The sequence below is a fragment of the Candidatus Pantoea formicae genome, from assembly GCF_011752625.1.
In the GTDB taxonomy this organism is placed as follows: domain Bacteria; phylum Pseudomonadota; class Gammaproteobacteria; order Enterobacterales; family Enterobacteriaceae; genus Pantoea; species Pantoea formicae.
This window is the reverse complement of the sequence record NZ_VWXD01000003.1, coordinates 670,501-687,216: the sequence shown is the minus strand read 5'-3', so window position 1 is coordinate 687,216 and position 16,716 is coordinate 670,501. Positions and strand designations below refer to the sequence as shown.

At 52.6% G+C, this 16,716-nt stretch carries 13 protein-coding genes and 1 tRNA gene; 8 read left to right on the top strand and 6 right to left on the bottom strand.

Annotation, left to right across the window (positions count from 1 at the left end):
* Positions 1-159: 159 nt before the first annotated feature.
* The 5 genes from putP (at position 160) to phoH (ending at position 6,889) form a co-directional block, all read left to right on the top strand.
* The gene (gene putP, locus F3J38_RS11895; RefSeq protein WP_167138587.1) at positions 160-1,644 is read left to right on the top strand and encodes a sodium/proline symporter PutP; all 1,485 of its coding nucleotides are present in this window, start codon (positions 160-162) and stop codon (positions 1,642-1,644) included.
* A gap of 591 nt (positions 1,645-2,235) precedes the next feature.
* The gene (efeU, locus tag F3J38_RS11890; RefSeq protein ID WP_167138585.1) at positions 2,236-3,069 is read left to right on the top strand and encodes an iron uptake transporter permease EfeU; all 834 of its coding nucleotides are present in this window, start codon (positions 2,236-2,238) and stop codon (positions 3,067-3,069) included.
* Between the two features lie 54 nt (positions 3,070-3,123).
* The gene (gene efeO / locus F3J38_RS11885; RefSeq protein ID WP_167138583.1) at positions 3,124-4,242 is read left to right on the top strand and encodes an iron uptake system protein EfeO; all 1,119 of its coding nucleotides are present in this window, start codon (positions 3,124-3,126) and stop codon (positions 4,240-4,242) included.
* Positions 4,243-4,244: 2 nt separating this feature from the next.
* Positions 4,245-5,525, top strand: coding sequence for an iron uptake transporter deferrochelatase/peroxidase subunit (gene efeB / locus F3J38_RS11880; RefSeq protein ID WP_167138581.1), 1,281 nt, complete (start codon positions 4,245-4,247; stop codon positions 5,523-5,525).
* 575 nt (positions 5,526-6,100) lie between these two features.
* Positions 6,101-6,889, top strand: a complete 789-nt coding sequence (gene phoH / locus F3J38_RS11875) for a phosphate starvation-inducible protein PhoH (RefSeq protein WP_167138579.1) — start codon at positions 6,101-6,103, stop codon at positions 6,887-6,889.
* Positions 6,890-6,949: 60 nt separating this feature from the next.
* Here the strand turns inward: phoH and F3J38_RS11870 are convergent, their stop codons facing one another.
* From F3J38_RS11870 to F3J38_RS11850, 5 genes are all read right to left on the bottom strand, one after another.
* The gene (locus tag F3J38_RS11870) at positions 6,950-7,780 is read right to left on the bottom strand and encodes a bifunctional allantoicase/(S)-ureidoglycine aminohydrolase (RefSeq protein WP_167138577.1); all 831 of its coding nucleotides are present in this window, start codon (positions 7,778-7,780) and stop codon (positions 6,950-6,952) included.
* Between the two features lie 10 nt (positions 7,781-7,790).
* A complete protein-coding gene (gene allD, locus F3J38_RS11865; protein WP_167138575.1) occupies positions 7,791-8,843 on the bottom strand; it encodes an ureidoglycolate dehydrogenase in 1,053 nt (350 codons plus the stop codon).
* The gene (locus F3J38_RS11860; RefSeq protein WP_167138573.1) at positions 8,830-10,083 is read right to left on the bottom strand and encodes an MFS transporter; all 1,254 of its coding nucleotides are present in this window, start codon (positions 10,081-10,083) and stop codon (positions 8,830-8,832) included. The genes allD and F3J38_RS11860 overlap by 14 nt, the downstream gene beginning before the upstream one ends.
* 311 nt (positions 10,084-10,394) lie before the next feature.
* Complete coding sequence (locus F3J38_RS11855) at positions 10,395-11,273, bottom strand: pepsin/retropepsin-like aspartic protease family protein (RefSeq protein WP_167138571.1); 879 nt, start codon at positions 11,271-11,273, stop codon at positions 10,395-10,397.
* 59 nt (positions 11,274-11,332) lie between these two features.
* Positions 11,333-12,340 (bottom strand): nitrilase family protein, encoded by a 1,008-nt coding sequence (locus tag F3J38_RS11850; RefSeq protein ID WP_167138569.1) that lies wholly within the window; start codon positions 12,338-12,340, stop codon positions 11,333-11,335.
* 96 nt (positions 12,341-12,436) lie between these two features.
* Here F3J38_RS11850 and F3J38_RS11845 point away from each other — a divergent pair, with 96 nt between their 5' ends.
* Both F3J38_RS11845 and rarD read left to right on the top strand, forming a co-directional pair.
* The gene (locus F3J38_RS11845; RefSeq protein WP_167138567.1) at positions 12,437-13,291 is read left to right on the top strand and encodes a LysR family transcriptional regulator; all 855 of its coding nucleotides are present in this window, start codon (positions 12,437-12,439) and stop codon (positions 13,289-13,291) included.
* Entirely contained in the window at positions 13,284-14,171 is an 888-nt protein-coding gene (rarD, locus tag F3J38_RS11840) for an EamA family transporter RarD (protein WP_167138565.1), read from the top strand. The genes F3J38_RS11845 and rarD overlap by 8 nt, the downstream gene beginning before the upstream one ends.
* Positions 14,172-14,955: 784 nt before the next feature.
* Here the strand turns inward: rarD and F3J38_RS11835 are convergent.
* Positions 14,956-15,043: transfer RNA gene (locus F3J38_RS11835), tRNA-Ser, on the bottom strand.
* Positions 15,044-15,288: 245 nt separating this feature from the next.
* On the opposite strand from F3J38_RS11835, the gene phoA reads away from it, so the two are divergent.
* Positions 15,289-16,695, top strand: a complete 1,407-nt coding sequence (gene phoA, locus F3J38_RS11830; RefSeq protein WP_167138563.1) for an alkaline phosphatase — start codon at positions 15,289-15,291, stop codon at positions 16,693-16,695.
* Positions 16,696-16,716 lie beyond the last annotated feature (21 nt).

Below are 16,716 nucleotides of genomic sequence, written 5' to 3'. Positions count from 1 at the left end.
AGCTGTGTTAAATGCATTGTGCGCGCCGCCCCTTTGCGGCAGGATACCGCGCCTTAAGAGGAATCGCTTTCTCTGGATGCGGTAAAGCCCTATGCAGTCCCGTTCCGATTGCACAGGAAAAAGATTGCTCTTACGGATTAAATAATAAGTGGAGAGAGTATGAGTATGAGTACACCGATGTTGGTGACCTTCGTAATTTACATCCTTGGGATGGTGTTGATCGGTTTTATTGCCTATCGCTCAACCAAAAATTTTGATGACTATATCTTGGGCGGTCGCAGTTTAGGCAGTGTGGTCACTGCACTGTCAGCGGGTGCATCGGATATGAGTGGCTGGCTGCTAATGGGGCTGCCGGGGGCGATTTTCCTGTCCGGCATCTCCGAGAGCTGGATCGCCATCGGCCTGACCATTGGTGCCTGGCTTAACTGGAAAATTGTCGCGGGACGCCTGCGTGTCCAGACTGAGCATCACGACAACGCCTTAACCTTGCCTGACTTCTTCTCCAGCCGTTTCGAGGATAAAAGCAAACTGCTGCGTGTGATTTCCGCTGTGGTTATTCTCATCTTCTTCACCATTTATTGCGCCTCTGGCGTGGTTGCGGGTGCGCGTCTGTTCGAAAGCACCTTTGGCATGGATTATCAGACTGCCTTGTGGGCGGGGGCTGCAGCCACCATCCTTTATACCTTGGTGGGCGGGTTCCTTGCAGTGAGCTGGACCGACACCGTGCAGGCCAGCCTGATGATCTTTGCGCTGATACTGACCCCAGTGTTCGTGATTATCGCGGTGGGTGGTTTGGATGATTCGCTGGCGGTGATCGAAGCGAAAAGCCTTGAAAACCTCGACATGCTGAAAGGGTTGAACTTTGTGGCGGTGATTTCGCTGCTCGGTTGGGGCTTGGGTTATTTTGGTCAGCCCCATATTCTGGCGCGTTTCATGGCGGCAGATTCACACCACTCCATTCGCACTGCACGCCGCATCGGGATGACATGGATGATTCTGTGTCTGGCAGGTGCCGTTGCCGTCGGCTTCTTCGGTATTGCTTACTTCCAGAACCATCCTGAACTCGCGGCAGGCGTTAGCCAGAATGGTGAGCGCGTGTTTATCGAGCTGGCGCGAATCCTGTTTAACCCATGGATTGCCGGTATTTTGCTGTCAGCGATTCTGGCCGCAGTGATGTCCACTCTGAGCTGCCAGCTGCTGGTGTGCTCCAGTGCCCTGACGGAAGACCTGTATAAAGGCTTCCTGCGCAAAAATGCCAGCCAGAAAGAGCTGGTTTGGGTCGGACGTTTGATGGTGTTGGTGATCGCGCTGATTGCTATCGCACTGGCGGCCAACCCTGAAAACCGTGTACTGGGCTTAGTCAGCTATGCTTGGGCGGGCTTTGGTGCTGCCTTCGGCCCGGTTGTCCTGTTCGGTGTGTGCTGGAAACGCATGACACGTAATGGCGCTTTAGCCGGTATGGTAATCGGTGCGCTGACTGTGCTGCTGTGGAAACAGTACGGTTACACCGAACTGTATGAAATCATCCCTGGCTTCATCTTCGCCAGCATCGCGATTGTGGTGTTCAGCCTGATTGGCAACGGCCCATCAGAAGAGGCGCAAGCGCGTTTCGCGGCAGCTGAAGCTGAGTACCAGACCAAATAATCAGTCCTTTACAGATCAAGCCCGCCCGTAAAACGGCGGGCTTTTTTATTAACTTGCCAATGCCCCAACGCTTCCTTCAAAGCAACGACATAGCCCAAAGTCTACTAAAGGCCATTCCGAAGAGCGAAGCGTCCGCTCCAAGGGTTGCAGACCTTAAAAAGCAGTTTTTTTAACTCGCCAATGCCCCAACCCTCTTTTCAAAGCAATGACATAGCGCAAAGTCTACTAAAGGCCATTCCGAAGAGCGAAGCGTCCGCGCCATGGATGGCGCGGCCGATCTGCATGGATGCGTGATTTCTTCGCGATCGGAATGGCCTTTAGTGGACCTGGTACTAAACGTGAAGCGACCCCAAGCACGGAACTCAAAGCCACCCCAAACACTGAACTCAAAGCCCCACATGCACTGAACACCCCACATACCTCATGAAACGCCAACACCTCATCTCATTGAATCCGTCTCACGCTCCGCAAATGAGAAATTATTTCATGACGTGACTTGTATTTTTTATCCCTGTAATGATAATCAATATCGTTCACATTTTACGTATTTTTACCTAAGGTTTACCCTCCTTAACAATCAAGAGGTTGGTGATGTTCGTTCCGTTTCTCATTATGCTGCGTGAAGGTCTTGAAGCAGCACTCATCGTCAGCCTGATTGCCAGCTACCTGAAACGCACCCAGCGCACCCAATGGTTCCCCGCGATGTGGGCTGGCGTGTTCATTGCAGCTGCGCTCTGCTTGGCATTAGGCATTTTCATTAACGAAACCACCGGCGAATTCCCGCAGAAACAGCAAGAACTGTTTGAGGGCATTGTCGCTGTGGTCGCGGTGGTCATCCTCACCTCCATGGTGTTCTGGATGCGCAAAGTCTCGCGCAACATCAAAGCCACGCTGGAACGCTCAGTAGATCAAGCGCTGCAAAAGCAGGGCGGTAGCGGCTTTCCGCTGGTGCTCATGGTCTTTCTGGCGGTGGCACGTGAAGGTTTAGAATCGGTGTTCTTCCTGCTGGCGGCCTTCACCCAAGACGTGGGTTATGCACCACCAATTGGTGCGGTGCTTGGCTTAGTGACCGCGATCGTATTAGGCATGCTGCTTTACTACGGCGGTATCCGCCTAAACCTTGCGAGCTTCTTCCGTTGGACCAGCCTGTTCATTCTGTTTGTCGCCGCTGGCTTGGCGGCAGGCGCGATCCGTGCCTTCCATGAAGCCGGGCTGTGGAACCACTTCCAGGGCGTGGCTTTTGACCTCAGCAACACGCTCTCTACGCATTCGGTGGTGGGCACACTACTGGAAGGTATTCTGGGCTATCAGGAAACCCCAAGTGTCAGTGAAGTGGCGGTTTGGCTGATCTATCTGGTCCCGGCACTGCTGCTGTTTTTCTTCCCGGCACGTCCGACGGCCAACGCCGCACGCACCACACGCTGAAATTAAATCAGGCGCGATTGCGCGCCTGTTCTTCCATGAAACAGGGATATCACTATGACGATTCGCTTCCGCCGTAAGGCGCTGTTGGTTTCAATGCTGGCCCTCTCTGGCGCCGCTTCTGCTGCATCCATCCCGCAGGTAACGGTCACCGTCACCGACAAACAGTGCGAGCCGATGTCACTCAACGTGCAGGCAGGGAAAACGCAGTTCATCATCAAAAACAACAGCCAGAAAGCGCTGGAGTGGGAAATCCTCAAAGGAGTGATGGTGGTGGAAGAGCGTGAAAACATCGCGCCAGGCTTCAGCCAGAAACTCACCGCTAACCTCGAAGCGGGCGAATACGACATGACCTGCGGCTTGCTGACCAACCCGAAAGGCAAACTGGTTGTCACTGGTGAGTCGAAAACCGCTGCCAAAGGCAAAACCGACATCATGCAGCTGGCTGGCCCGATCACTGACTACAAAACCTATGTCATGAGCGAAGTCAAAGAGCTGGTTGCCGGCACCCAAGCCTTCACCGACGCAGTCAAAGCCGGTGACCTTGAGAAAGCCAAAGCCTTGTATGCACCAACCCGTGCACACTATGAGCGCATCGAACCTATTGCTGAACTCTTCTCCGACCTGGATAGCAGCATCGACGCCCGTGAAGATGACTTCGAGAAAAAAGCTGACGATCCGAAGTTCACCGGTTTCCACCGCATTGAGAAAATCCTGTGGGCGGATAAAACCACCAAAGGTGCGGAAGAGTTTGCCACTAAGCTGAACCAGGATGTATTGGATCTGCAAACGCGCATCAGCGAGCTGGCCTTCCCACCGGCCAAAGTGGTGGGTGGTGCAGCAGGTCTGGTAGAAGAAGTCGCCTCCAGCAAAATCTCGGGTGAAGAAGATCGTTACAGCCGTACCGACCTCTCTGACTTCCAGGCCAACATCGACGGTGCGCAGAAAATCGTTGATCTGCTGCGCCCACAGCTGCAAAAAGCCAATCCGCAACTGCTGGCGAAAGTCGATGCCAACTTCAAGAAAGTGGATGTCATCCTCAGCAAATACCGCACCAAAGACGGTTTCGAATCTTACGAGAAGCTCACCACCGCTGACCGTAATGCATTGAAAGGGCCGATCACTACGCTGGCGGAAGATCTCTCCCTGTTGCGTGGAACTTTAGGTCTCGACTAATCATGAGCCATAAAAATGACGCGGCAGAGCCGTCGCGTCGTCGTTTATTGCAGGGATTAGGGATGTTGGGCGGCGCGGCCGCCCTGAGTGGCGGCTGCCCGTTCCATACGGCAGCCGCGGCTGACAGCTTTTCTCCCGGCACAGTGGCACCCGATGCGCGCCAGCAGGTGCAACCTTTCTACGGTCCACACCAGGCAGGTATTGTCACGCCGCAGCAAGCTTCAATGATGCTGGTGGCGTTTGATGTCTTAGCCAGCGATAAAGCGGATTTAGAGCGCTTGTTCCGTTTGCTGACCGCTCGCTTTGCGTTTCTCACCAAAGGTGGCCCGGCACCCTCAGTGCCGAATCCGCAGTTGCCGCCGATGGACTCTGGGATTCTGGGAGCCGATATCGCGCCAGATAATTTAACGATGACGTTATCCGTTGGCACCTCGCTGTTTGATACGCGCTATGGTTTAAGCCCGCATAAACCTGCGCAGTTGCAAAGCATGACGCGCTTCCCTAATGACTCACTTGATGCCGAACAATGTCATGGTGATGTGCTGATCCAGATTTGCGCCAACACCCAAGACACGGTGATCCATGCACTGCGTGACATCATCAAACACACGCCGGATCTGCTGGCGGTGCGCTGGCGCCGCGATGGCTTCATTGCCGACCACGCTGCGCGCAGTAAAGGCCAGGAAACCCCGATCAATCTACTGGGCTTCAAGGATGGAACTGCCAACCCAGACACGCACAATGCGGCATTGATGGATCAACTGCTATGGGTCACGGCTAACCAGCAGGAACCCGCCTGGACGTTAGGTGGCAGCTATCAGGCCGTGCGCATTATTCGTTTTCACGTTGAGATGTGGGACCGCACGCCATTGGGCGAGCAGCAAACCATCTTCGGTCGTGAAAAACTCTCAGGTGCGCCTTTGGGCATGCAGCACGAACGCGATGTGCCGGATTACAGCAAAGACCCGGACGGTGACGTGATTGCACTGGATGCACACATTCGCTTGGCCAATCCGCGCACCCCGGAAACCGATAGCAGTCTTATGCTGCGCCGCGGTTACAGCTATTCATCGGGTATCACCGGCGCAGGGCAGTTGGATATGGGGTTATTGTTCGTCTGTTACCAGCATGATTTAACCAAAGGCTTTATCACCGTACAGAAGCGTCTCAATGGCGAAGCGCTGGAAGAATATATTCGTCCCATCGGTGGCGGATACTTTTTCGCTTTGCCGGGCGTCGCGGACGAAAATCATTATCTCGGCCAGTCTTTACTGCAAGCTTGATTAATAAATGCACAACCCTTGCGCGTCCAGCCGGGCGCACAGGGGCTGTCTTTCCCACACCAGCAACTTTACTGCGGCCGTACTCACTTCCGAATGTTCCGAAAAACTTCAGTCAGCCCCCAATAATCCATCTTTTTGATAAGCCTGAAAAATTTAATTTAAGACGAAAAGTCTCATGCTTCGCTTAAAACTTTTTCTTTAACGCGAAGTAAAATTACTGTTGCAATGCACTGCAAATATGATGCACTTTAATCATAAGCGTTGTCAGTTGTGTGGCTAAGTCCACTGGAGTTCGCGCATGACCCGGTCCTTCCACGGACAGTTAAATACACTTCAGCTAGCGCAGTACACTGCGGGGGATTTCTTCCCTCCAAAGTATCCTCTTCACTTTTCAATTATCGTTTCTCAATTAACGCCAAATCTTTACCGGTGCGCTTCAGCGCTTCGTCGTTGTTGCACACTATTCTCGATGGTCAGACCCGGCTTACAAGGAAGCCACAGAAACCTCTAAAGCGTTCAAGTCATCGCCGCGGGTGATCCGCCGCGATAAATGAAACCAACTGTAAGGTGCCACTATGGGAAGACAGAAAGCAGTGATCAAAGCGCGTCGTGAAGCAAGAAGAGTCGTTCGTAGTGATTCTCGCAGTCATCGTCAGCGCGAAGAAGAATCGGTCACTTCGCTGGTGCAGATGGGTGGGTTGGATTCAATTGGTATGGCGCGTGATTCACGCGACCGGGGTCCGATTGAAGCCAGAAATGAAGCTCAAGCGCACTATCTTAATGCCATAGAAACGAAACAGCTGATATTCGCCACCGGCGAAGCCGGTTGCGGTAAAACCTGGATTAGCGCAGCCAAAGCGGCTGAGGCCCTGATCAATAAGGACATCGAAAGGATAATTGTGACGCGCCCGGTTCTGCAGGCGGATGAAGATCTCGGTTTCCTCCCCGGAGACATTTCCGAGAAGTTCGCCCCGTATTTCCGACCGGTATATGACGTTCTGGTTAAACGTCTTGGCGCTTCCTTTATGCAGTACTGCCTGCGACCCGAAATCGCTAAGGTAGAGATCGCGCCCTTCGCATACATGCGCGGACGTACCTTTGAGAATGCGGTAGTGATCCTTGATGAGGCACAAAACGTCACTGCGGCACAGATGAAGATGTTCCTGACACGCTTAGGCGAAAACGTGACGGTTATCGTCAACGGTGATATCACCCAGTGTGACTTACCGTCTCACGTCAAATCTGGTCTGGCCGATGCGCTGGCCCGCTTCGAAGAAGATGAGATGATTGGCGTCGTGCGTTTTGGCAAAGACGACTGCGTTCGTTCGGCTCTGTGCCAGCGTACGCTGCATGCATACGGTTAATCCATTGAGCAGTAGATTGAGAGTGTAGCAAAGCAAAACCCGGCGCCAGCCGGGTTTTTTTCACTTCAACAGATGCAAGTCAGCATGGCGGTTCATATCTTTATAAAGCAGATAGCGGAATGGCTCATCGCCACCGGCATAGCAGGCTTGCGGGCAAAATGCGCGTAGCCACATATAATCGCCAGGTTCAACCTCAATCCAGTCTTCGTTAAGTTTGTAAACGCCTTTGCCTTGCAACACATACAGGCCATGCTCCATCACGTGGGTTTCCATAAACGGAATGAGACCGCCTGGCTTGAAAGTCACAATCGTGATGTGCATATCATGACGCATATCATTCACATCCACGAAACGGGTTGTGGCCCAGCGCCCGCCGGTATCCGGCATCGCCGTCGGTGTGATATCGCGCTCATTGGCAATCATAAACGGCGGTTTTTCCAGCCCTTCCAGTGGTTGCCAGATTTTACGGATCCAATTGAAGCGGGCGGCTTCACTGTGGGTATTCTTGATTTGCCACTGCGCGCCAGCCGGGATGTAAACGAAGCTGCCGGGCACCAAATCATGCTGTGCACCTTCCACCGTTAAATGTAGGTGGCCTTCTAAAACAAACAACGCACTTTGCGCGGCGGGATCGGATTCTGGGCGATCGCTGCCACCTTGTGGGCCCACTTCCATAATGTAATGCGAGAAGGTTTCGGAGAAACCGCTCATGGGGCGCGACAATACCCATAGACGGGTGTGCTGCCAGAAGGGTAACTGGCTGGTCACAATATCTGACATCACGCCACGCGGGATAAAGGCGTAGGCTTCGGTAAACACTGAACGTCCAGTCAACAGACTTTTTTGTCCATCAAGGCCGCCGTGCGGTGCGTAATAGCTGCCGTGTTCCATGATTCTCTCCTTAATGGCTTTCAGCAAACGGATCTTTGTGATCGTAAGAGTTGATCCAGACGTGCTCGGACTTTAGGTAGTCATAAATGCTATCGACAATATCGATGCCTTCTTTCTCGGTACGCGCCTGTTCAAGGTCTGCAATCTCACCGGGATACATCACCTTTTCCACGCCCTCTGCTGGACGAACCTGGTTCAGTTCGCCCATCACTTGTTGTACGTTGTCAAGGAAGGTCTGTTGATCGCCAAAGAAAGCCGGATTGATAACAATGTGTAGTTGCCCGAGATCGCGACCTTTACTGAGATCGGCATACATGGAGCTCACGCTGCGTCCAAACGGCAGGCCGAGCAGCACCCCTGAAAGGATGTCGATCATCATCATCAGGCCGTAGCCTTTTGGCCCGGCGATCGGCAACAGGCCACGCACGTCGTGTGGGTTGGTGGTCGGTTTACCGCTGGCATCTACTGCCCAACTGTCTGGAATGGCTTTATCACGCGATCGCATATCAAGGATTTTTCCCCACGCCTGCACCGATGTGGCCATATCAAAGGTCATGATGTTGTCGCGGCCCGGTGCAGAGAAGGAGAGGGGGTTGGTACCGTAATAGATCTCTGCGCCACCGAAGGGTACGACCATAGGGTCGGACTGGCACATCGCCAGGCCAATCAAGCCCGCTTCAGCGGCCATTTGGGTGTAATAGGATATGGCACCGCTGTGGCTCATGTTCTTGATGCCAACCACCGCAATGCCTTTTTCTTTCGCCATATCGATGGCGACTTCCATTGCCTGCTTCGACAGCACCATGCCGGGGCCATTATCACCGTGCAAGATGGCGCTGCAGGGACCGGTGGTTTCCACGCGAATCTCAGGGTGCAGTGTGATACCGCCTTTCTGAATACGTTCGGAGTAGTACTCCACTCGCACGGTGCCATGAGAGTGAATGCCGCGTGCTTCAGCAAACACCAAGACATCAGCCATCACGGCGGCATAGTCGGCCGAGAGTCCGGCGAGGGTGAGTTTGCTGGCGATAAGCGTATGCAGCGTGACCTTATCGATATTCATACTGGCTCCTGTTTTGTTTATGACTCGTGAAAATGAACACGACAACCAGCACCACAGCGCCTGTGGCGAGGATGATGCCCGCTAAGTTGAATGCGTCTAAGGTGCTACCGGTACGATCGGCGATGTTGCCGGTGAGCCAAGGGGCGATGAAAGAGGCAGACATGCCGAAGAAGTTGTAGATACTGAGAGAGGTTGCCAGCTTCTTCTTATTAGAAAGGTCGGAGATGGTTGAAATCAGCAGCGGATCGAGTGCCAGTTTGCCCAGCAGTCCATAGCCAACCAGACCCAGCATGATCACAAAGGCATCTTGTGCATGGGCGGAGATCAGCAACATCACGGCGGCTAGCACCAGTTGCAGTAACATAATCCGGTATTTGTAGTGGCGATATTTATCCGCCACCATGCTGAAGATCAGCGCTCCTGGAATGGACGCCAGCCCCACCAGTGATGCCACCATACCCGCACTGCTGCCTGAGAAATGACGCTCGGTTTGCAGGAAGTTGGGCAACCAAGAGACCACCAGAAAATAGGCGTAGCAGCTACAAAACAGCACAAAGTAAACCGCCAGCTTTTTGACGGTGAAATAGCTGTTTTCACCACTGCCCTCGGCCAGGTTATTTTGCGGCGCAGACTGCGTGGAGGCCGCGTTGTCACGGCGAATAAAGAGATAATACAGGGCAAAGGTCAGCACCATAATCAGCGCGACACCTTTTAACATCAGCTGCCAATCAACCGACTGACTGAGCACCAGCCACGATGAACCGCTCAGGCCAATGACCATTCCAACCGACGATCCACTGTTGATGATCGCGGTCGCGACGTTGCGCTTGTTGGCTGGGATATCCTGACCTGACAGCGAGAACGCAGCACCGTAAAAAAATGCGCCACTCAAACCTGCGAGCGCACTCGCGATATAGATGACCACCAGACTTTGCGAAGCCGACATCAAAAAGGTGGCAAGCGCGAAGACCAGGAAGCCGAACGATAAAATCAATCGCTTATCAAACTTGTCAGAAATCATGCCTGCTGGAACTTGCAGCAGGACATAAGCAAAAAAGTAAATGCTGGCGATAATACCGATCTGCTGGTTGCTATGCAGATCCAGGGTTTGCATCACCTGCGGATAAATCGGGGTCAACATGGAACGATAAATCCAAATGACGACCCATCCCAGACACAGTAAAGCGGTAAGTCGCTTCCAATAGGAGGACGCTCGCTGCGTGTTCTCTTCCTTTTTCATTGAACCCTCTGTTGCATGTTGGTGCAGTGAGTGAAACTTTAGTTGCAGTCAGGCCATCATGCATTGACAAAAAATTAACATAAAGATCTTTCTGTGCTGAGGTGTAGCGTCATTTCAATGAAAAAGATGCATCTTTTCTGATATATCAAGGGTTGAGATGAATACCAACAAAGAAACTAATGTTTCATGAATTGAGATCTGGTTAACAAATTAGATGCGAGGATCAGGGGGAAGCGACAGGGAATGAAAGCCTAGGTGAAAGAAAAGGAGATCGGCTGAGCGATCTCCAAAGTCATGCAATCACGATCGATTCAGCGTGGTTCCAACGAGCGAACCATCAACTGATGATGGGGAAAATCAATCAGCACCTGATGTTGTTGCAGGAAAGGGGTTCCTAGCACGCCATCGGCTTCCATGTGGTCAAAATTTCCCTTAATGACTAATGCATTCACATTAAATTTCCCTGGTGTGGCGTGTTTAATATGAATTTGTGTGGCTTCGCAGTTGTTATTATCCCATTCCGCTATGATTTCTTTGCAGCTAATACCATTACCTGTTCCATTAACGTTATTTCTCCACAGCATGGATACCGACGCGCCGGTATCTAAAAGCATCTTATAACTTTTATTACCTTGCACCATATCCATCACGATACCTTCCTCACTCAGTGTGAGGGGCAGTGATAGCCATTCATTCTGATCAATATCTAATTCTGATAATTGATTGGCAACCGTAAAGGTGCGTTGTTGATAATCTATCATCAATACCTTTTGCCAAAACAGGCCCAAGCCGATAACCATATGCTCGGGACGCTTGCCGTCTGGCAACAGCGTCAATCCCCAAGGTGTGAGCGAGACGCCTTCTACATTTTCAAAACTCATACCATTGACATAAACATGGTGGAACCGGAATTGATCGTTCAGAAAAACTTGCCCGGTGAGGTCTGTGCTACGTGCTTTTTCTTTTCGATACTGTAAGTTCGGCACCTGGCGCATAAATTCCTGAGTGAAATGGAAAGCGAATTGAGAACCGCTATCCAACATAAATTCACCGTCGCGACCATTAATGTTGACCTCGATAATTGGCAGCGCACTTTCATCCAGATTAAAAGGAATGGATATCACAGATTGAGCATAAGGAATAATACTCAAAGTGAGAATCACAGCGCCAGTGCGTAAGAATCCTTTCATGTATTGCCCGTCCTTCTCTAATAAGGGAACGGAGGTTTACATCGCGCCGAATCATATTTTTATCCTAAAGTGTCTTTATTCAAATCCTGTGATCCGAAACAGGGAGTTTCTTCTGAAAATCGCGCAGTGCGCGCATCTCGCTCATAGCCCTGCGGTTCACAGAGTAGGTGATAAAGCTCTGGCCGACGTCCATGAATCCAGCGTCGGCCGGTCGACATCGCAAGCAGGGAAAGATCTAACTCGGCGCTCACTAACGTATCTCTGAACGACAGTGTTTCATTGAGGATGCGACCGTACGGGTCAATCACCATGGCGTTGCCGGTGCGAATCTCACCGTTATCCAGACCGACACCGTTACTGAACAGAATGAACAGGCCATTATCGTGGGCGCGTGAGGGTAGCCAACGCATCAACCAGGCACGACCACTGTCACCTGCGAGTGCGGCTTCCAGTTCATCGGGATGGCTATCTCTGTTTTCCCACAGGCTCACCGGGATAGGCTTCATGCCAAACGGGCTGCGTGAATGCGTACCGCCGGTCTGATGCGGGGCGATGAGGATATCTGCGCCGAGTAGCGCAGTGATACGCACGTTATCGGTCAGATTATTATCCCAGCAAATCAGAACCCCAACGCGTACACCCCAAGGAGTATCAAACACGGTGAATTCATTACCTTGAGAAATCGCCGGATGCTCAAACGCATGGATCTTGCGATGTACATGCCGTTGGCCATCCGGCATACATACGGCATAGGCATTGTAGAGTTGGCCGTCTGGATGCTTTTCAATGAATCCGGCACCTATCGCCATTTGATGCTGTTCGGCTAGTGTCGCAATACGGGCGAGAGAAGGGCTGCTATCACTGGGTTCTGCCAGCGCTTCTACCTCTTCACGTGACAGATCCGGAACATGCCAGTAGCCCGTAATACACATCTCAGGAAAGGCCAGAAGTTGGGTGTGTTCCTGTGCGGCTTGGGCAATAAATTGCTCCATTATCGCGAGATTGTAGGGCTTGTCGCCGGCACGATGACAAAACTGTACGCAGGCAACGCGGAGGTTTTTATCCATTTCGATTTTTCTCAGTGAAGAACTTGAATGCAATTTCACCAGAGAGGAACCCAGGATGTATAATCACACCTTCTCTGATTTTGATAACCGAATGGAATGGATATCAAGCTACTGCGCGCTTTCGTCACGCTGGCGCAAACCGGGTCGTATCATGCGGCCGCTGACATTTTGTGCGTGACACAACCCGCGCTAACCAAGCAGATCCAAACGCTTGAGCACTTTGCTGCCGTCACGTTATTCCAGCGTGGCAGGCATGGCGCACTGTTAACCGTTGCGGGTGAACAGTTACTGCCCGCCGCACTAGATATTGTGGCGCGCCACACGCAATTTTTGACTTCAGTCGCGGCGTTGCAGCAGGGGCATGCGGGGAAACTTACCCTAGGCTTTGGCATTTCCTTCTTTCGTGTTGCACCTGAGCGGGTTGCTGCATTTCGCAGTGTGTACCCCGGTGTGCAGGTCACACTGAACGACATGCCGTCTGCGCTGCAGTGTCAGCAGTTGATTGAGGGGCGACTTCAGATCGGATTTGTGCGTTTGCCGGTACCCGCGCCGCTGCAAACACGCGTGCTGGGTGAGGAACAGTTAGTGCTGGCGGTCGCCGCGCATAATGGCGCAACGGCAACAGCGCTAATCGAGAGCCAGCAAATGCTACAGCTTTCACCCTCTCGTGGAGAGGGATTAACCTCGCAGGCGCAGCGTTTTCTCAGTAGCCAGCACCTCCAACCGCGCACGATTGGCGTGGCAGATGATATCCAGACATTGCTCGCGCTGGTGGCGGCGGGTGATGGGGTGGCATTATTGCCCGCCAGTGTGGTGCATGTTCTTCCGGCAGGCGTGAAGCTGCTGAATTTGGTGGGGGAACATACGCACTGGCAAACTGGGATTGCCTGGCATGCACAGATTAAAGACCCTCTCAGGGATAACTTTTTACGTTTGGTGAGTGATGTATAAGGGCATTTCATTATCTCTAACGGCGTCGATCTTATTTGCCGTGCAATATTATTTGGCCTCTCTGCTGCCAACGATGGACGGCTATGAGCTGTTCGGTTGGCGCTCACTGATTGCATTCCCCTTGATGACCGTCTTTATGCTGTTTAACGGTGAGTGGCGAGCGGTGAGTGAGATTGCCCAGCGCATTGTCGCCAAACCCTGGTTGTTACTGGGCATCATCATCAGCAGTGGTTTGATGGCGCTACAACAGTGGCTGTTTATTTGGGCCTCACTGAATGGGCGTGGAATCAATGTTTCACTGGGTTATTTCCTTTTGCCGCTCTTAATGGTGCTGGTCGGTCGCGTGCTCTACAAAGAGCGGTTGTCAGCGCTGAAGATCACCGCGGCATTGGTAGCGGCAGTGGGCGTTATTCATCAGGTGTATGAGGTCGGTGGTTTTTCTTGGGAAGCACTGACGGTGGCGATAGGCTTTATTTGTTATTTCTTACTGCGCCGTTGGATGCAAACGGCCACGCTCGGTGGGTTTTGGTTCGACATGCTGATAACCATGCCCTTTGCACTTTGGTGTGTGTGGGGCGGCGCAGTGTTTGGACATAGCCCGGAAATGTCGGATAGTGTTTATTGGGTGATTGCCATTTTTGGCGTCAACAGTGCGGCGGCATTCATGAGTTATATCAGCGCCAGTAAATTGCTGCCGTTCACCGTTTTCGGGCTACTGGGCTACGTTGAGCCCGTGCTGTTACTGCTGATTGCGTTGGTGCTGGGCGAAACGATTCATGCCAATGAGAGATTAACCTATTTGGCGATTTGGGGCGCAGTCATGCTGCTGGTGCTTGAGGGCGTAGTACGGGTGATTCGCAGTCGCAGATATCACACCTGATTGGTACTTAAAAGCCAATCTTCTGGCTTAATGCTTGTCAGTTAAGGGGCTCTTCAGATGAGGCTGCCATTTTCTTAGAATAGCAGCCTTTTCAACTGCACGATTAAGCATGTTGGCGTGTGCTGCAGCACCTCTGCTACCGGGTGCTCGTTTTAGTGCGGGCCCCAGCACCTCTGCTGCTGCCGGGCCGTCCTCGCGCCGCTTCGCGGTGCCTTCGGCTGCAACGTTGTGCCGGCCGGAACGTTCGGGTACGGCCGTCCTGGCCTACCCGAACTGCCTGTCGCATCCCTGCGCCTGGCTCCTGGCACAACGTCTCCGCCTCAGCGCTGCGAATAGCCCTTGCAGCATCAGAGGCGCTGTGGCCTCCGACACGGTGCCCTTTGTGGCAGTAAAAGCGCTAAAGTCTTCACCATCGAGCCCTTTCCTACAGCGTAAACAGATGTTAGCAAGCAGGCTGGTGCCGCTCTGGGGATGGCATTTCGCAGCGCTGAACGGAATGAGGAAGCCAGGAGAGCCAGCATGGATGCTGGCGAAAGGTGCAGCCGGGACAGGGAAAGTCCCGTCTGCACCGGTCCGTCAGGCTGACGAGTGAAGTGAAGGTACCGCTTCAGCGGCGCGAGGACCGCCAGCCCCAGAGCGGCACCAGACTGCGTTATCGCCTGTGCCGGCCACCCCAGAGCGGCTTTTCACCTAATCCTTAACTGACAGGCATTATATCTTCTGGCTTGGTTTAGCAACGGGCAAAAAAAAGCCTGAACTTTTGTTCAGGCTCTTCTTAAAATGATGGCGGTGAGAGGGGGATTCGAACCCCCGATACGTTGCCGTATACACACTTTCCAGGCGTGCTCCTTCAGCCACTCGGACATCTCACCACATTTTTTCTGCTGACCGCACTGGGTCAACGGGGCGCTACTATAGGGAGTTACCTGAAAACGGTCAAGCCCTATTTTCTCCTTTTGTTCTATCCGCTTAAGCTCTGTGCAGCTTGCTGCATCTCTCACCGAACTGCGTGTTCTGTCATCAAATTAATTCCTTTCTGCCACAAAAGTGTCACCAGACTGTCGCAGACTTGTCCGCGGAAACATTTGGTTATATTTACTGATAAGGATGCTGATAAATGAAACAAATACCTCTTTTCACGGTTTCTCTGCTGGCTTCATTAATTACTACGCCAGCAGTGGCAGATGATGCCACTTACACGCGTGCCGCAACCGGTGACATCACCGAACACGGTGGAGCACGACGTTTGAGTAGCGATCAGACTGAAGCGCTAAAAGCTTCTTTGATTAACACCACGGCCAAAAACGTTATCTTGTTGATCGGCGACGGCATGGGGGATTCGGAAATCACTGCCGCACGTAATCAGGCAATGGGCGCAGGAGGCTTTTTCCCCGGTCTTGATGCGCTGCCCCTGACCGGTCAGTACACCCACTATTCTCTGGACAAGAAAACCCACAAGCCAAACTACGTGACGGATTCAGCTGCGTCCGCCACCGCGTGGGCTACTGGCACCAAATCTTACAATGGTGCGATTGGTGTTGATGTCAACGGCAAAGACCAAGTCACGATACTTGAACTGGCAAAAGCTGCCGGTAAAGCGACAGGCAATGTCTCAACGGCAGAACTGCAAGATGCGACACCTGCCGCATTAATGGCGCATGTCACCTCACGTAAATGCTATGGGCCGGAAAAGACCAGCGAACTTTGCCCAACCAATGCGCTGGAGCAGGGTGGCAAAGGCTCAATCAGCGAGCAGATGCTGAAAACGCGCCCTGATGTGACGTTGGGCGGCGGGGCGAAGTCCTTCGGTGAAAGCGCCAAAGCAGGTGAGTATCAAGGTAAAACCCTGCGCGAGCAGGCTCAGGCGCTCGGCTTCCAGCTGGTCGATAACCTGGATGGCATGAATGCCATCCAACAGGCTGACCAAAGCAAACCGGTATTGGGTCTGTTCTCAGATGGTAATATGCCCGTACGCTGGCAGGGGCCGAAAGCCAGTTATCACGGCAATATCGACAAGCCAGTGGTGACCTGTGAAGTGAATAAGGATCGCCCGGCGTCCGCACCTACCTTGGCGCAGATGACCAAAAAGGCGCTCGATCTGCTGAGCACCAATGAAAAAGGCTTCTTCCTGCAAGTAGAAGGGGCTTCCATCGACAAACAGGACCATGCGGCTAACCCGTGCGGTCAGATTGGTGAAACCGTTGATCTGGATGAAGCGGTGCAGCAGGCGCTGGCCTTTGCTCGTGAACATGGCGATACCCTGGTTGTCGTCACGGCTGACCACGCGCACAGCAGCCAGATCATAGAGAACGGCAGTAAAGCGCCGGGTCTGACACAGGCACTGAATACTAAAGATGGTGCCGTGATGACCATCAGCTACGGTAACTCGGAAGATGATTCGCAAGGCCATACCGGCACGCAGATTCGTATTGCAGCTTATGGTCCGCATGCGGCTAATGTGGTTGGCCTGACTGACCAAACCGATCTGTTCTTCACGCTGAAGGACGCAATGGGTATTAAGTAATCGCGCATAAGCTAAAACACA